The 15,122-nt window shown below is 63.2% G+C and carries 16 protein-coding genes and 1 pseudogene; all 17 read left to right on the forward strand.

Going from position 1 to position 15,122, the window contains the following annotated elements:
- Entirely contained in the window at positions 1–1,392 is a 1,392-nt protein-coding gene (locus Q6A48_RS00470) for a sigma-54-dependent transcriptional regulator (RefSeq protein ID WP_304551053.1), read from the forward strand.
- A gap of 212 nt (positions 1,393–1,604) precedes the next feature.
- Positions 1,605–1,931 carry a flagellar hook-basal body complex protein FliE gene (fliE, locus tag Q6A48_RS00475; RefSeq protein ID WP_003199082.1) on the forward strand — a complete coding sequence of 109 codons (327 nt, stop codon included), beginning with the start codon at positions 1,605–1,607 and terminating at the stop codon, positions 1,929–1,931.
- 15 nt (positions 1,932–1,946) lie between these two features.
- Entirely contained in the window at positions 1,947–3,731 is a 1,785-nt protein-coding gene (gene fliF / locus Q6A48_RS00480) for a flagellar basal-body MS-ring/collar protein FliF (protein ID WP_304551065.1), read from the forward strand.
- Positions 3,724–4,743 carry a flagellar motor switch protein FliG gene (gene fliG / locus Q6A48_RS00485; RefSeq protein ID WP_024778656.1) on the forward strand — a complete coding sequence of 340 codons (1,020 nt, stop codon included), beginning with the start codon at positions 3,724–3,726 and terminating at the stop codon, positions 4,741–4,743. The genes fliF and fliG overlap by 8 nt, the downstream gene beginning before the upstream one ends.
- A 7-nt stretch (positions 4,744–4,750) precedes the next feature.
- A complete protein-coding gene (fliH, locus tag Q6A48_RS00490) occupies positions 4,751–5,581 on the forward strand; it encodes a flagellar assembly protein FliH (protein WP_304551075.1) in 831 nt (276 codons plus the stop codon).
- On the forward strand, positions 5,571–6,929 hold the full coding sequence (gene fliI / locus Q6A48_RS00495; protein ID WP_304551077.1) for a flagellar protein export ATPase FliI: 1,359 nt from the start codon (positions 5,571–5,573) through the stop codon (positions 6,927–6,929). Before fliH ends, fliI begins: the two co-directional genes overlap by 11 nt.
- Positions 6,930–6,935: 6 nt before the next feature.
- A complete protein-coding gene (gene fliJ, locus Q6A48_RS00500; RefSeq protein WP_304551079.1) occupies positions 6,936–7,385 on the forward strand; it encodes a flagellar export protein FliJ in 450 nt (149 codons plus the stop codon).
- Between the two features lie 96 nt (positions 7,386–7,481).
- Positions 7,482–7,793: pseudogene (locus Q6A48_RS00505) on the forward strand (STAS domain-containing protein); the annotation flags it as partial.
- A gap of 76 nt (positions 7,794–7,869) precedes the next feature.
- Positions 7,870–9,576, forward strand: coding sequence for an ATP-binding SpoIIE family protein phosphatase (locus Q6A48_RS00510; RefSeq protein WP_304551081.1), 1,707 nt, complete (start codon positions 7,870–7,872; stop codon positions 9,574–9,576).
- Between the two features lie 30 nt (positions 9,577–9,606).
- A complete protein-coding gene (locus Q6A48_RS00515; protein WP_304551083.1) occupies positions 9,607–9,951 on the forward strand; it encodes an Hpt domain-containing protein in 345 nt (114 codons plus the stop codon).
- An 87-nt stretch (positions 9,952–10,038) separates the two neighbouring features.
- Positions 10,039–11,403 (forward strand): flagellar hook-length control protein FliK, encoded by a 1,365-nt coding sequence (locus Q6A48_RS00520; protein ID WP_304551085.1) that lies wholly within the window; start codon positions 10,039–10,041, stop codon positions 11,401–11,403.
- Between the two features lie 222 nt (positions 11,404–11,625).
- Complete coding sequence (gene fliL, locus Q6A48_RS00525; protein WP_304551086.1) at positions 11,626–12,129, forward strand: flagellar basal body-associated protein FliL; 504 nt, start codon at positions 11,626–11,628, stop codon at positions 12,127–12,129.
- A gap of 10 nt (positions 12,130–12,139) precedes the next feature.
- Entirely contained in the window at positions 12,140–13,108 is a 969-nt protein-coding gene (gene fliM / locus Q6A48_RS00530) for a flagellar motor switch protein FliM (protein WP_003184019.1), read from the forward strand.
- 74 nt (positions 13,109–13,182) lie between these two features.
- Complete coding sequence (gene fliN, locus Q6A48_RS00535; protein ID WP_304551096.1) at positions 13,183–13,641, forward strand: flagellar motor switch protein FliN; 459 nt, start codon at positions 13,183–13,185, stop codon at positions 13,639–13,641.
- Positions 13,642–14,079, forward strand: a complete 438-nt coding sequence (gene fliO / locus Q6A48_RS00540; protein WP_304551097.1) for a flagellar biosynthetic protein FliO — start codon at positions 13,642–13,644, stop codon at positions 14,077–14,079.
- On the forward strand, positions 14,079–14,828 hold the full coding sequence (fliP, locus tag Q6A48_RS00545) for a flagellar type III secretion system pore protein FliP (RefSeq protein WP_304551098.1): 750 nt from the start codon (positions 14,079–14,081) through the stop codon (positions 14,826–14,828). The genes fliO and fliP overlap by 1 nt, the downstream gene beginning before the upstream one ends.
- 21 nt (positions 14,829–14,849) lie before the next feature.
- Positions 14,850–15,119: a flagellar biosynthesis protein FliQ gene (fliQ, locus tag Q6A48_RS00550; protein WP_304551099.1), complete on the forward strand. Its 270-nt coding sequence runs from the start codon at positions 14,850–14,852 to the stop codon at positions 15,117–15,119.
- The last annotated feature ends 3 nt before the right edge of the window (positions 15,120–15,122 follow it).

Consider the following 15,122-nt stretch of genomic DNA (forward strand, 5'->3'; position numbering starts at 1 on the left):
ATGACTAAGGTACTGCTGGTGGAGGATGATCGGGCCCTGCGCGAAGCGCTGGCCGATACGCTGATGCTGGCCGGGCACGACTACATCGCCGTCGGTTCGGCGGAAGAAGCGTTGCTGGCCGTGGGCCGGGAGGCGTTCAGCCTGGTGGTCAGCGACGTCAACATGCCGGGCATGGACGGCCATCAGTTGCTGGGCCTGTTGCGTGCCCGCCAGCCGCAACTGCCGGTGCTGCTGATGACGGCCCACGGTGCCGTCGAGCGGGCGGTGGATGCGATGCGCCAGGGTGCGGCCGATTACCTGGTCAAGCCGTTCGAACCCAAGGCGCTGATGGACCTCGTGGCTCGCCACGCGTTGGGCAGTCTGGGTGCCGAAGGCGAAGGGCCGGTGGCCATCGAGCCGGCCAGTGCCCAGTTGCTGGAGTTGGCCGCGCGAGTGGCGCGCAGTGATTCGACCGTGTTGATTTCCGGTGAATCGGGTACCGGCAAGGAGGTGCTGGCGCGCTACATTCACCAGCAATCGCGCCGCGCCAACGAACCGTTCATCGCCATAAACTGCGCGGCAATTCCCGACAACATGCTCGAAGCCACTTTGTTCGGCCACGAAAAAGGCTCGTTCACCGGCGCCATCGCCGCCCAGGCGGGCAAGTTCGAGCAGGCCGACGGCGGCACCATCCTGCTCGATGAAATCTCCGAAATGCCTATGGGGCTGCAAGCCAAGCTGCTGCGGGTCCTGCAGGAACGGGAAGTGGAGCGGGTCGGTGCGCGCAAGCCCATCAGCCTGGATATCCGCGTGGTGGCGACCACCAACCGCGACCTGGCCGGCGAAGTGGCGGCGGGGCGTTTCCGTGAGGACCTGTATTACCGCCTGTCGGTCTTCCCGCTGGCCTGGCGACCGCTGCGCGAGCGCACTGCCGATATCCTGCCGCTGGCCGAACGCCTCCTGGCCCGTCACGTCAACAAAATGAAGCACGCCGCCGCCAGGTTTTCCCCTCAGGCCCAGGCCTGCCTGATTGCCTACCCATGGCCGGGTAACGTCCGGGAGCTGGACAACGCCATTCAGCGGGCGCTGATCCTGCAACAGGGCGGCGTGATCCAGCCGGAGGATTTCTGCCTGGCCGGCCCGGTGGCCTGCGCGCCATTGCCTGCATTGTCGACGGTGTCGCCCGTGATGGCTGTGCCTGCGAGCGAGGTCGAGGGCGAATCGGCTGGCGCCTTGGGGGATGATCTGCGTCGTCGTGAATTCCAGATGATCATCGACACCCTGCGGGCCGAGCGCGGCCGGCGCAAGGAAGCGGCCGAGCGCCTGGGCATCAGCCCTCGCACCCTGCGCTACAAGTTGGCGCAGATGCGCGACGCCGGTATGGATGTCGAGGCGTACCTGTTCGCCAGTTGAATGACGTGTACCTGATACCCCTGTGGGAGCGGGCTTGCTCGCGAAGCGTTTGACCAGTCGCCGTCGCGTGGACTGAACCACCGCTTTGGCGAACGGGCCCGCTCCCACGCGCATTTATTCTGACGGTCATGGAGCTGGCACCCTTGTTGCTACTCCCTGGGTACCCGCTGAGTAAGTGTCAAAAAAACGCGGGCCGCCAATGAGAGTAGACCATGAGCCAAGGTATTGAATTTAATCGATTGATGTTGGACATGCGGGCCATGCAAATGGACGCCATGGCCCAGCCCAAGTCGGTCGCGGTCCCCCAGGTGGGTGGCAGCAGCTTTTCCGACATGCTCGGTCAGGCCGTCAATAAAGTGAACGATACCCAGCAAGCGTCGAACCAATTAGCCAGTGCTTTCGAAATTGGCAAGAGTGGTGTCGACCTCACCGACGTGATGATCTCTTCGCAGAAAGCCAGTGTCTCGTTCCAGGCGTTGACCCAGGTTCGCAACAAACTGGTTCAAGCCTATCAAGACATCATGCAGATGCCGGTTTAAGGAAACTATTGAGTCATGGCAGAAGCAGCCGTAGATAACGTTCCAGCCAAGGCCACCCCGCCAGACGGCAAACCGCCGCTGTTCGGCTTGTCCTTCCTGGAAAATCTCTCCGAGATGACCATGTTGCGTCAGGTTGGCCTGTTGGTCGGGCTGGCTGCCAGCGTGGCGATTGGTTTTGCCGTGGTGTTGTGGTCCCAGCAACCGGACTACCGTCCTCTCTACGGCAGTCTGGAGGGCATGGATGCCAAGCAAGTCATGGAGACGCTGTCTTCCGCCGACATTCCTTATACCGTCGAACCCAATTCCGGCGCCTTGCTGGTCAAGGCCGATGACGTCGCCCGTGCGCGCCTCAAGCTCGCCGCGGCGGGCGTGACGCCAAAAGATGGCAACATCGGTTTCGAGATCCTCGACAAGGACCAGGGCCTGGGCACCAGCCAGTTCATGGAAGCGACCCGCTATCGTCGCGGCCTGGAAGGTGAACTGGCGCGGACCATTTCCAGCCTGAACAACGTCAAGGCCGCCCGCGTGCACCTGGCAATCCCGAAAAGCTCGGTGTTCGTGCGCGACGAGCGCAAGCCGAGTGCCTCGGTACTGGTGGAGCTCTACGCTGGCCGCTCCCTCGAGCCTGGTCAGGTCCTGGCCATCGTCAACCTGGTGGCGACCAGCGTCCCCGAGCTGAGCAAGTCGCAGATCACTGTGGTCGACCAGAAAGGCAACCTGCTGTCCGACCAGGCGGAGAACTCCGAACTGACCATGGCCGGCAAGCAGTTCGACTACAGCCGCCGGATGGAGGGCATGTTGACCCAGCGGGTGCACAACATCCTGCAACCGATCCTGGGTAATGACCGCTACAAGGCGGAAGTGTCGGCCGATGTGGACTTCAGCGCGGTCGAGTCGACCTCCGAACAGTTCAACCCGGACCAACCGGCGCTGCGCAGCGAGCAGTCGGTGAATGAACAGCGTACCGCCAGCAATGGCCCGCAAGGCGTGCCGGGTGCCTTGAGCAACCAGCCACCATCGCCGGCCAGTGCGCCGCAAACCACCGGTGGCGCCGCGGGTGCCGCGGGCATGGTGCAGCCAGGCCAGCCACTGGTGGACGCCAACGGTCAGCAGATCATGGACCCGGCCACCGGCCAACCCATGCTGGCACCGTACCCGGCCGACAAGCGCCAGCAGTCGACCAAGAACTTCGAGCTCGACCGTTCCATCAGCCACACCAAGCAACAGCAGGGTCGCTTGAATCGCCTGTCGGTTGCCGTGGTGGTGGACGACCAGGTCAAGGTCAACCCGGCCAACGGCGAAACCAGCCGTGCGCCGTGGAGCGCCGACGAATTGGCGCGCTTCACTCGCCTGGTGCAGGACGCCGTCGGTTTCGACGCCAGCCGCGGCGACAGCGTCAGCGTGATCAACGTGCCGTTCTCCTCGGAGCGCGGGGAAGTGATCGCCGATATTCCGTTTTATTCGCAACCCTGGTTCTGGGATGTGGTCAAGCAGATATTGGGCGTGTTGTTCATCCTGATCCTGGTGTTCGGCGTGCTGCGTCCGGTACTCAATAACATCACCGGCGGCGGCAAGAGCAAGCAGCTGGCGGGCCTGGGTGATGTAGAGCTGGGAGGCATGGGCGGCCTGGATGGCGAATTGGCCAACGATCGCGTCAGCCTCGGCGGGCCGCAGAGCATCCTGCTGCCAAGCCCGAGCGAAGGCTATGACGCACAGTTGAACGCCATCAAGAGTCTGGTGGCAGAAGACCCGGGTCGTGTGGCCCAGGTCGTGAAAGAGTGGATTAACGCAGATGAGTGATAATCGAGCCGCTGTTGCCAAATTGTCCCGGGTCGACAAAGCCGCGATCCTGCTGCTGTCCCTGGGTTCGACCGACGCTGCCCAGGTGCTGCGCCATATGGGGCCCAAGGAGGTCCAGCGCGTTGGCGTGGCCATGGCGCAGATGGGCAATGTGCACCGCGAGCAGGTCGAACAGGTGATGAGCGAGTTCGTCGACATCGTCGGCGACCAGACCAGCCTGGGCGTCGGCTCCGACGACTATGTGCGCAAGATGCTGACCCAGGCCCTCGGCGAGGACAAGGCCAACGGCCTGATCGACCGCATCCTGCTGGGTGGCAACACCAGCGGCCTGGACAGCCTCAAGTGGATGGAGCCACGGGCCGTGGCCGACGTGATCCGCTACGAGCACCCGCAGATCCAGGCGATTGTGGTGGCTTACCTCGACCCGGACCAGGCCGGTGAAGTGCTGGGCAACTTCGACCACAAGGTCCGCCTGGACATCATCCTGCGGGTGTCGTCGCTCAATACCGTGCAGCCGGCGGCCCTGAAGGAGCTGAACCAGATTCTCGAGAAGCAGTTCTCGGGCAACTCCAATGCCTCGCGCACCACCCTGGGCGGTATCAAGCGTGCGGCGGACATCATGAACTTCCTCGACAGCTCGATCGAAGGCCAGCTGATGGACTCGATCCGCGAGTTCGACGAAGACCTGTCCGGCCAGATCGAAGACCTCATGTTCGTGTTCAACAACCTGGCCGACGTCGACGATCGTGGTATCCAGGCCCTGTTGCGCGAAGTGTCCTCCGACGTGCTGGTCCTGGCCCTCAAGGGTTCGGACGAAGGCGTCAAGGAAAAGATTTTCAAGAACATGTCCAAACGGGCGGCGGAACTGTTGCGCGACGACCTCGAGGCCAAGGGCCCGGTGCGCGTCAGCGACGTGGAAACCGCGCAGAAGGAAATCCTTACCATCGCCCGCCGCATGGCCGAAGCCGGAGAAATCGTGCTCGGTGGCAAGGGCGGCGAAGAGATGATCTAAGGTCGTTATGTCTGCCAAGAGCGATGAGTCACCCAGCGACCTGATTCGCGCCCGGGACGTCGGTGGTTTCGACGTCTGGTCGCTGCCCAGCTTCGACCCTCATGTACCGGAGCCCGAACCGGAGCCGGTGGAGGAGTTGCCGGAAGTCGAGGAAGTGCCGCTGGAGGAAGTCCAGCCGCTGACCCTCGAGGAAGTCGAGAGCATCCGCCAGGAGGCCTATAACGAAGGCTTTGCCGTGGGCGAGAAGGAAGGCTTCCACAGCACCACCCTCAAGGTCCGCCAGGAAGCCGACGTGGCGTTGACGGCCAAGCTCCGGGCGCTGGAATCGTTGATGGTCAACCTGTTCGAACCGATCGCCGAGCAGGACACCCAGATCGAGAAGTCCCTGGTAAGCCTGGTGCAGCACATCTCGCGGCAGGTCATCCAGCGCGAACTGGCCATTGACTCGAGCCAGATCGAACACGTCATGCGCGAAGCCCTCAAGCTGTTGCCGCTGGGCGTGGGCAACGTGCGGCTGTACATCAACCCCCAGGATTTCGAGCTGGTCAAGGCCTTGCGCGAGCGCCATGAAGAAACCTGGCGCATCGTCGAGGACGCGTCGTTGCTGCCGGGCGGTTGCCGGGTGGAAACCGAGCACAGTCGCATCGACGCGACCGTCGAGACCCGCATCGACCAGGTCATGGCCAAGCTCCTCGACCAACTGCACGAACAAGCCTTGCACCCGGCGCCCAGCGATCTGAGCCTGGAGCTGCCGGACGAACCGAGGGCCGCCGCCAGCCTCGAGCTGGAAGGCGTCGAGTCGGTGGCGTCGACCGCGGACGACCGCGATGCGCCTTGAACGAACCAGCTTCGCCAAGCGCCTGGGCAGTTACGCCGAGGCGACCGAACTGGCCGGCCAGCCGATCCTCGAAGGGCGTCTGTTGCGCATGGTCGGCCTGACCCTCGAAGCCGAGGGCCTGCGTGCGGCCATGGGCAGTCGCTGCCTGGTCATCAATGACGACAGCTACCACCCGGTGCAGGTCGAAGCCGAAGTCATGGGCTTTGCCGGCAGCAAGGTATTCCTGATGCCGGTGGGCAGCGTGGCCGGGATCGCCCCGGGCGCCCGCGTGGTGCCGCTGGCCGATACCGGTCGCCTGCCCATGGGCATGAGCATGCTCGGGCGCGTGCTGGACGGCGCCGGGCGGGCCCTGGACGGCAAGGGCGGCATGAAGGCTGAAGACTGGGTGCCGATGGACGGCCCGACGATCAACCCGCTCAAGCGCGACCCCATCAGCGTCCCGCTGGACGTGGGCATTCGCTGCATCAACGGTTTATTGACGGTCGGCCGCGGGCAGCGCCTGGGCCTGTTCGCCGGTACCGGCGTGGGCAAGAGCGTGCTGCTGGGCATGATGACCCGTTTCACCGAAGCCGACATCATCGTGGTGGGGCTGATCGGTGAACGGGGCCGCGAGGTGAAGGAATTCATCGAGCACATCCTTGGCGAAGAGGGCCTCAAGCGCTCGGTGGTCGTGGCCTCGCCAGCGGACGATGCGCCATTGATGCGCCTGCGGGCGGCCATGTATTGCACGCGCATCGCCGAGTATTTTCGCGACAAGGGCAAGAACGTCCTGTTGCTGATGGATTCGCTGACCCGTTTCGCCCAGGCCCAGCGGGAAATCGCCCTGGCCATCGGTGAGCCGCCGGCCACCAAGGGCTATCCGCCCTCGGTGTTCGCCAAGCTGCCGAAACTGGTGGAGCGCGCCGGCAATGCGGAGAAGGGCGGCGGTTCGATCACGGCCTTCTACACCGTCTTGTCCGAGGGCGACGACCAGCAAGACCCGATCGCCGACTCGGCGCGGGGCGTGCTCGACGGCCACATCGTGCTGTCCCGGCGCCTGGCTGAAGAAGGTCACTACCCGGCCATCGACATCGAGGCGTCCATCAGCCGGGTCATGCCGTCGGTCATCAGCAGCGAACACCTCAAGCGCGCCCAGCAGTTCAAGCAGTACTGGTCGCGCTACCAGCAGAGCCGGGACCTGATCAGCGTGGGCGCCTACGTGCCCGGCGGTGACCGCGAGACCGACATCGCCATCAATCTGTACCCGGCGATGTCCGTCTACCTGCGCCAGAGCCTGAACGACAACATCGGCCTGGGTGCCAGCGAAGCGCACCTGGAAAGTATCTTCACGCCGATCGCCGGCGGGTAACCCATCATGGCCACGAGTCGTGCGGCGCGCCTGGCGCCTGTGGTCGAGATGGCGGAGAAGGCCGAGAAAACCGCGGTCCAGCGACTGGCTTATTTCCAGGGCCAGGTGGCCGTTGCCGAGAGCAAGCTGGCAGACCTGGAAAACTTTCGCCTCGAATACCAGCAGCAGTGGATCACTCGCGGCAGCCATGGGGTTTCCGGGCAGTGGTTGCTGGGCTACCAGGGCTTTCTCGCGCAGTTGGGCACCGCGATCGACCAGCAGCGGCAAAGCTTGGTCTGGCACCAGAACAACCTGGAGAAGGCCCGCCAGAGCTGGCAAGAGGCGTTTGCCCGGGTCGAAGGCCTGCGCAAGCTGGTGCAACGCTATATCGATGAAGCGCGGCAACTGGAAGACAAGCGCGAGCAAAAACTGCTGGATGAACTGTCCCAGCGCCTGCCGCGGCAAAATCCGTATTGATCATGGGAATTTTTCGATGAATGCTGCAAAACCTTGCTCAGCCTTCGACCAGGTGCTAAACCTTGTACACGTATGTCCATGACAGGGAAGCCAGCTATGCAAGTCGTTACCGAAGTATCCAACAATGGCAAAAAGCTGACGATTTCGGTTCAGGGGCGGTTCGATTTCAACCTCCACCAGGAGTTTCGCCAGTCCTACGAGAAGTACGAGACGCTCAATACGCCGGTTGATACCTACGTCGTGGACCTGAAGGACACCACCTACCTCGACAGCTCCGCGCTGGGCATGCTGCTGTTGCTTCGCGATTACGCGGGCGGCGAGGATGCCGACGTGAGCGTCATCAACTGCGGCGCCGATGTGCGCAAGATTCTCGCGATCTCCAACTTCGAGAAACTGTTCGATATCAACAGCCCGAAAGAGGAAAAATCGGCAGAGGCGGGCAGGCAGCAGGCAGGGCAGTCTTCGGGCAAAGCCTGATACGGCCATGTTGTCCACTTCCGAATCGCTGACGGTCCTGATTGCCGAGGACAGTGCCGCTGACCGACTGCTGTTGTCGACCATTGTCCGTCGCCAGGGGCACCAGGTGCTCACGGCCGCCGATGGCGCCGAAGCGGTCGAGGTCTATCTGCAGCAGCGTCCGCACCTGGTGTTGATGGACGCGATGATGCCGGTCATGGATGGCTTCGAGGCCGCGCAAAAGATCAAGCAGCTGGCCGGGGATCAGTTGGTCCCGATCATCTTCCTGACCTCGTTGACCGAAAGCGAAGGCCTGGCACGTTGCCTGGAGGCCGGTGGCGACGACTTTCTCGCCAAGCCCTACAACCAAGTGATCCTGGCCGCCAAGATCAAGGCCATGGACCGCCTGCGACGGTTGCAGGCCACGGTGGTTGAGCAGCGCGACCAGATTGCCCGTCACCATGACTACCTGCTCAACGAGCAGCGCGTCGCCAAGGCGGTGTTCGACAAGATCGCCCATTCCGGCTGCCTGAGCGCGCCGAACATCCGTTACCTGCAATCGCCCTATGCCTTGTTCAATGGCGACCTGTTGCTGGCCGCGTTCAACCCGGCCGGCGACATGCACATCCTGCTCGGGGATTTCACCGGCCACGGCTTGCCCGCGGCAGTCGGTGCAATGCCGCTGGCGGAAGTGTTCTACGGCATGACCGCCAAGGGCTACGGCCTGGCGCAGATCCTGCGGGAGATGAACGCCAAGCTCAAGCGCATCCTGCCGGTGGACATGTTCTGTTGCGCAACCTTGCTGTGCCTGAGCTTCCAGCGCTGCACGGTGGAGGTCTGGAACGGCGGCATGCCCGATGGCTACCTGCACGACAGCCTCAGCGGGGCGCGCACGCCGTTGCCGGCGCGGCACCTGCCACTGGGCGTGCTGTCGCCGCAGTTGTTCGACGATCGCACCGAAGTGCACCCCATGTCCCTCGGCGATCGGGTATTCCTGCTGTCCGACGGGGTGATCGACACGGCCAACGACGACGAGCAGCTGTTTGGCGTGGAGCGTTTGCAACAGGTGTTCGCGGCCAATCGCGAGCCCGACCTCCTGTTCGAAGACATCCAGCAAGCCCTGCGGGACTTTCGCGGTGAGGCCCGGGACGACTTCAGCATGGTCGAAGTGCGCCTGGTCGCCGCGACGCAACTCAACCCACCGCCGCCGGTCTATTCCGACAGCGGTCAATCGAGCCCGCTGGACTGGTCGGTGAGTTTCGAATTCCGGGCGCAGACGCTCAAGCGCTTCAACCCGATGCCGTACCTGTTGCAGTTACTGCTTGAGGTTCATGGGCTCAGGGCGCAGAGTGGCGCCCTCTACAGTGTCCTTTCGGAGCTCTATTCCAACGCCTTGGACCATGGGGTGCTGGGGCTCGACTCGGACCTCAAGCGCGATGCATCGGGTTTTGCGCGCTATTACAGCGACCGCAATGCGCGCCTCGACGAACTGAGCGACGGTTATGTGCGGGTTCATCTGCACGTCACACCCAATGGCGACGGCGGTCGCCTGGTCATCGAGGTCGAGGACAGCGGCGAGGGCTTCGATGTGGCCCGGGTGCTGGCGCGGCCGGTGGACAGCGATCGATTGTCCGGACGCGGTGTGAGCCTGGTGCGCCAACTGAGCCATCAGGCCCGTTGGTCAGACGATGGTCGTAGTGTACGCGTGGAGTTTTTCTGGGAGGCTCTGGCATAATCGGGCCATTCTTGATCAGGGAGCGAACAAGTGAGTGAGATTCATCTGGACCGCGACGTGCTCAGCACGTTGAAGGAAGTCATGGAAGAGGGCTATCTGGAATTGCTGGATACCTTCCTCAACGACTCCGAGGCGCGCCTGCGCGTGCTGCACGAAGCCCGGGACGCTGAAAAACTGAGCGCCACCGCCCACAGCTTCAAGGGCAGCAGCAGTAACATGGGTGCCATCCGCCTGGCCGAACTGTGTGGCGAACTGGAGCAGCGCGCCAAGCAGCCGTCGCTGGGGGGAATCGAAAAACTGGTCAGCGAAATCGACAGTGAATTCGCCCATGTCCGCGATCTTTGCCAGGAAGAGCGCGAAGGCTTCCACTGCTGAAACCTGCCGCCCCGCAGCCTTTGGCCCGCCCCTTGCATTGTCTTGTCCGACTGTACCTATGAATCCAGTGCAGCGGAGAAATATTCAATGCCCGTCACCCCTAATACGCTGCTCCAGGCCGCTGCCCCGGCCAAGCCCCAGGCCGCCGTCAATTCACCGGCGGCGACCCCGGACCATGGGGATAGAGCCTCCAGTTTCGCTCAAGTGTTCGCCCGCCAGGCCCCTGCCAAGTCATCGGCAACCCCTGAGCCAGCGATGAAACCCATGCGCGATACGTCTTCCGACAATACCGTCAAAAACGAAGCTGGCGCCGAAACCGCTGCCGCCCCCGAGCAGACGGTTGCCGATAGCGGCAAACCCTTGCCCGCGGACAAGCCCGCCAGTGCCGACGACAAGGCGGCCAGCGATGATGCCGACGGTTCAACCGAGGCACCGGTGGTGGACGCTGCGCCGGTCGATCCCACATTGCTGCCAGATATCACCGCGCCCGTCGTGACGATCACGCCGGAACCTGCGCCAGTGGTGGTGACGCCGGATCCACAGGTCGCCGCCGCAGTGGCGGCGCCAGTCGTTTCGCAGGCCTTGTCCACCCCGCCTGCGGACCCGGTGACGGACCCCGCCTTCGATCCTCAAGCCGACCCGCTCGACGCGATGCCGGCCTTGCGCCTGGCCATGGAGCAGGGGGGGCATGTTTCCGCCGCCAGCCAGGCGCAGCCCAAGGCAGCCGCTCCGGCCGCACTTGATGCCGAGCCGACCTCGGCGCAAACCTTCGCCGCCGGCATGGCGAGCATGCTCACCGTGCAGGCCGACCAGGACAGCACCAGCCCCGGCAGCCAGGGCGGTGAAAAGGCCTTTGGCGGGCTGATCAGCGAGGGCCTCAAGGACCTCACCAGCGCGGCCAGCGACACCCGCGTGGATGACTTCGCCAACCGCCTGGCGGCCCTGACCCAGGCGGCGACGCCGAAGACAGCCAACGCGGTGCCGGTCAACCAGCCCATCGCCATGAACCAGAATGGCTGGACCGAAGAGGTGGTCAACCGGGTGATGTACCTGTCGAGCGCCAATCTCAAGGCGGCCGATATCCAGTTGCAGCCCGCCGAACTCGGGCGCCTGGATATCCGGGTGAACATGGTTCCGGACCAGCAGACCCAGGTCACGTTCATGAGCGCCCACCCCGGCGTCCGCGAAGCCCTCGAAGGCCAGCTGCATCGCCTGCGGGACAGTTTCACCCAGCAGGGCATGGGGCAGGTCGACGTCAACGTGTCTGATCAATCCCGCGGTTCGCCGAACCAGGAGCAGCAGGCCCAGCAACAGGCCCAGGCCGGACGGACCACCTCATCGGGCGGTCGCGTGGATGCCTCGGTGGATGAGCACCTGCCGGCCAGCGTCGCCGAGGTGGCCGCCACGACCACCAGCGTGATCGGCACCAGTGCGGTCGATTACTACGCCTGAACAAGATCGCAACCTCCTGTGGGAGCGAGCCTGCTCGCGAACACGCCGGAACAGATCACCGCAAGGTGCCTGGCCTGACGTTTTCGCGAGCGGGTTCGCTCCCACAGTGCTTTCAGCCCCGCTGTGGTTTCCTATGAGCAAGTGCTCGACACTTCTGGCATAACACTTGCTCCTGCCTTGCCAGGCAATCGTGAAAACCCCGATGAGTGACGGATTATTGGCATGGCGAAGAGTGAAGCAGCAGCTGTAAAAGACCCTGCAACCAAAGGCAAGCTCAAGATGATCATCCTGATCGTGGTGGGCCTGCTGCTGGCGATCGGGGTGTCCGTGGGGGCGACCTGGTATTTCATGCACGGCGCCCAGAGCAAGCCGGCCCCAGTGGCCGAGGCTGCGCCCGTGGGCAAGCAACCGGCCATTTTCGAACCCATGGCGCCGGCCTTCGTGGCCAACTACACCCAGAATGGTCGCCAGCGCTACATGCAGGTCAGCATCACCCTGATGGGCCGAAACCAGGCCGACCTGGAGGCCTTGCGGGTGCACATGCCGCTGATCCGCAACAACCTGGTGATGCTGTTCTCCGGACAGAATTTCGACACCCTGGCCACCCCGGTCGGCCAGGAAATGCTGCGCCAGAAAGCCACGGCCAGCGTCCAGGAAGTGGCTCAGAAAGAGCTGGGCAAAGTGGTGATCGAACAGTTGCTCTTCACTAACTTCGTATTGCAATAGGGAACACGACATGGCCGTGCAGGACCTGTTGTCCCAGGACGAAATCGACGCGCTGTTGCATGGTGTCGACGATGGCCTGGTGCAGACCGAGAACGCTGCTGAACCGGGCAGCGTCAAAAGCTACGACCTGACCAGCCAGGATCGCATCGTTCGCGGACGCATGCCGACCCTGGAAATGATCAACGAGCGCTTCGCCCGCTACACCCGCATCAGCATGTTCAACATGCTGCGCCGCTCGGCCGATGTGGCCGTCGGTGGCGTGCAGGTGATGAAGTTCGGTGAGTACGTGCACTCGCTGTACGTACCTACCAGCCTCAACCTGGTGAAGATCAAGCCGTTGCGCGGCACCGCCTTGTTCATCCTCGACGCCAAGCTGGTGTTCAAGCTGGTGGACAACTTCTTCGGTGGCGACGGCCGTCATGCCAAGATCGAGGGACGTGAATTCACCCCGACCGAGCTGCGGGTCGTGCGCATGGTGCTGGAACAGGCCTTCGTCGACCTGAAGGAAGCCTGGCAGGCGATCATGGAAGTGAACTTCGAGTACATCAACTCGGAAGTGAACCCGGCCATGGCCAACATCGTTGGCCCGAGCGAAGCCATCGTGGTCTCGACCTTCCACATCGAGCTCGATGGCGGTGGCGGCGACCTGCACGTGACCATGCCGTACTCGATGATCGAGCCGGTGCGTGAAATGCTCGACGCCGGCTTCCAGTCGGACCTCGACGACCAGGACGAGCGCTGGATCAACGCGTTGCGCCAGGACGTGCTGGATGTCGACGTGCCGATCGGCGCGACGGTCGCCCGTCGCCAACTGCGCCTGCGGGACATCCTGCACATGCAGCCGGGGGACATCATTCCCGTCGAGATGCCGGAAGACATGATCATGCGTGCCAACGGCGTACCGGCCTTCAAGGTCAAGATGGGTTCCCACAAGGGCAACCTGGCGTTGCAGGTGATCGAGCCGATCGAACGCCGCTGACCGGTGTCGAAGCTCCAGAGCTTTTTTACTGACTTTTAAGTTTTGAACTGATTTTTGCCCGCCGAGGACACATGATGGCTGACGATATGAATACCCAGGATGACCAGGCGCTGGCCGACGAATGGGCTGCGGCCCTGGAAGAAACCGGCAACGCCGGGCAGGCCGATATCGATGCGCTGCTGGCGGCCGATACGGGTGCCCATGCTTCCAATCGCTTGCCGATGGAAGAATTCGGCAGCATGCCGAAGAACAATGACCCGGTGACCCTGGACGGTCCGAACCTGGACGTGATCCTCGACATTCCAGTATCGATCTCCATGGAAGTGGGCAGTACCGACATCAACATTCGTAACCTGCTGCAACTCAACCAGGGCTCGGTGATCGAGCTGGATCGCCTGGCGGGTGAGCCGCTGGATGTCCTGGTCAATGGCACGTTGATCGCCCATGGCGAAGTGGTGGTGGTCAACGAGAAGTTTGGCATTCGCCTGACGGACGTGATCAGTCCGAGCGAACGCATCAAGAAGCTGCGCTGAGTGAAAGGGTTCCTTGGCGCAGCCCTGATGCTGCCGTTCAGCGTGCTGGCGGCCGAGCCGGTGGCCTCGGCTGCGGCTTCGTCGGTGAGTGGCACTGGTGTGGCCGGGCAACTGGCGCAACTGGTGATCGGCCTGTTGCTGGTGCTGGGCCTGATCTTCTTCCTCGCCTGGTTGTTGCGCCGCGTGCAGCAGGCCGGGCCCGCCGGCAAGGGCCAGGTCATCGATATCGTCGGCACGCGTGCGCTGGGCCCGCGGGACCGGCTGGTGCTGGTGCAGGTCGGCAACGAGCAGATCCTGCTCGGCCTGAGCCCGGGCAGCATTACCGCGTTGCACGTCCTCAAGGAGCCGGTCCAGGTGGCTTCCGCCGAGCAGGCTTCCCCCGAATTTGCCCAGCGCCTCATGGAATTGCTGGGCAAAGACCAGAAGGATAAGAAGTAATGCCGTTGCGCATTCTGTTGGCGCTGGCCCTGATGCTGGCCGCGCCGTCGGTCTTTGCCGCCGATCCGCTGTCGATCCCGGCGATTACCCTGGGCACCAACGCCGACGGGGCCCAGGAATATTCGGTCAGCCTGCAGATCCTGCTGATCATGACCGCGCTGAGTTTCATCCCGGCGTTCGTCATGCTGATGACCAGCTTCACCCGGATCATCATCGTCTTCTCGATCCTGCGCCAGGCCCTGGGCCTGCAACAGACGCCGTCGAACCAGATCCTCACCGGCATGGCGCTGTTCCTGACGATGTTCATCATGGCCCCGGTATTCGACCGGGTGAACCAGGACGCGCTGCAACCCTACCTGGCGGAGAAGCTCAGCGCCCAGGACGCGGTCGCCAAGGCCGAGGTGCCGATCAAGGACTTCATGCTGGCCCAGACGCGCAGCAGCGACCTGGAGCTGTTCATGCGCCTGTCCAAGCGCACCGACATCGCCAGCCCCGACCAGGCGCCGCTGACCATCCTGGTGCCGGCGTTCGTCACCTCCGAGCTGAAGACCGCGTTCCAGATCGGCTTCATGATCTTCATCCCGTTCCTGATCATCGACCTGGTGGTCGCCAGCGTGTTGATGGCCATGGGTATGATGATGCTGTCGCCGCTGATCATTTCCCTGCCGTTCAAGATCATGCTGTTCGTGCTGGTGGATGGCTGGGCGCTGATCATCGGCACCCTGGCGGGCAGTTTCGGCGGTGTTTAGACCTTCCCTGCGGATCAAGATATGACGCCTGAAGTTGCGGTAGACCTGTTTCGCGAAGCGCTCTGGCTGACCACCATGATGGTCGCCATCCTGGTGGTTCCCAGCCTGCTGGTGGGCCTGCTGGTGGCGATGTTCCAGGCCGCGACCCAGATCAACGAGCAGACCCTGAGCTTCCTGCCGCGCCTGCTGGTCATGCTGGTGACGCTGATCGTCGCCGGCCCCTGGATCGTGCAAACCTTCATGGAATACATCCTGCATCTGTACGGCAGTATTCCGCAGTTGATCGGCTGACCC

Source organism: Pseudomonas citrullilanati (assembly GCF_030580855.1).
GTDB lineage: Bacteria > Pseudomonadota > Gammaproteobacteria > Pseudomonadales > Pseudomonadaceae > Aquipseudomonas > Aquipseudomonas citrulli.

What these genes read in the sequence shown, in the direction of transcription:
- Q6A48_RS00510 (WP_304551081.1), top strand. Translation starts at nt 7,870, where the DNA reads ATGTTGTCCACTTCCGAATCGCTGACGGTCCTGATTGCCGAGGACAGT.
- fliQ (WP_304551099.1), top strand. Translation starts at nt 14,850, where the DNA reads ATGACGCCTGAAGTTGCGGTAGACCTGTTTCGCGAAGCGCTCTGGCTG.
- fliF (WP_304551065.1), top strand. Translation starts at nt 1,947, where the DNA reads ATGGCAGAAGCAGCCGTAGATAACGTTCCAGCCAAGGCCACCCCGCCA.
- fliP (WP_304551098.1), top strand. Translation starts at nt 14,079, where the DNA reads ATGCCGTTGCGCATTCTGTTGGCGCTGGCCCTGATGCTGGCCGCGCCG.
- fliH (WP_304551075.1), top strand. Translation starts at nt 4,751, where the DNA reads ATGTCTGCCAAGAGCGATGAGTCACCCAGCGACCTGATTCGCGCCCGG.
- fliN (WP_304551096.1), top strand. Translation starts at nt 13,183, where the DNA reads ATGGCTGACGATATGAATACCCAGGATGACCAGGCGCTGGCCGACGAA.
- Q6A48_RS00520 (WP_304551085.1), top strand. Translation starts at nt 10,039, where the DNA reads ATGCCCGTCACCCCTAATACGCTGCTCCAGGCCGCTGCCCCGGCCAAG.
- fliM (WP_003184019.1), top strand. Translation starts at nt 12,140, where the DNA reads ATGGCCGTGCAGGACCTGTTGTCCCAGGACGAAATCGACGCGCTGTTG.
- fliL (WP_304551086.1), top strand. Translation starts at nt 11,626, where the DNA reads ATGGCGAAGAGTGAAGCAGCAGCTGTAAAAGACCCTGCAACCAAAGGC.
- Q6A48_RS00470 (WP_304551053.1), top strand. Translation starts at nt 1, where the DNA reads ATGACTAAGGTACTGCTGGTGGAGGATGATCGGGCCCTGCGCGAAGCG.
- fliI (WP_304551077.1), top strand. Translation starts at nt 5,571, where the DNA reads ATGCGCCTTGAACGAACCAGCTTCGCCAAGCGCCTGGGCAGTTACGCC.
- fliJ (WP_304551079.1), top strand. Translation starts at nt 6,936, where the DNA reads ATGGCCACGAGTCGTGCGGCGCGCCTGGCGCCTGTGGTCGAGATGGCG.
- fliE (WP_003199082.1), top strand. Translation starts at nt 1,605, where the DNA reads ATGAGCCAAGGTATTGAATTTAATCGATTGATGTTGGACATGCGGGCC.
- fliG (WP_024778656.1), top strand. Translation starts at nt 3,724, where the DNA reads ATGAGTGATAATCGAGCCGCTGTTGCCAAATTGTCCCGGGTCGACAAA.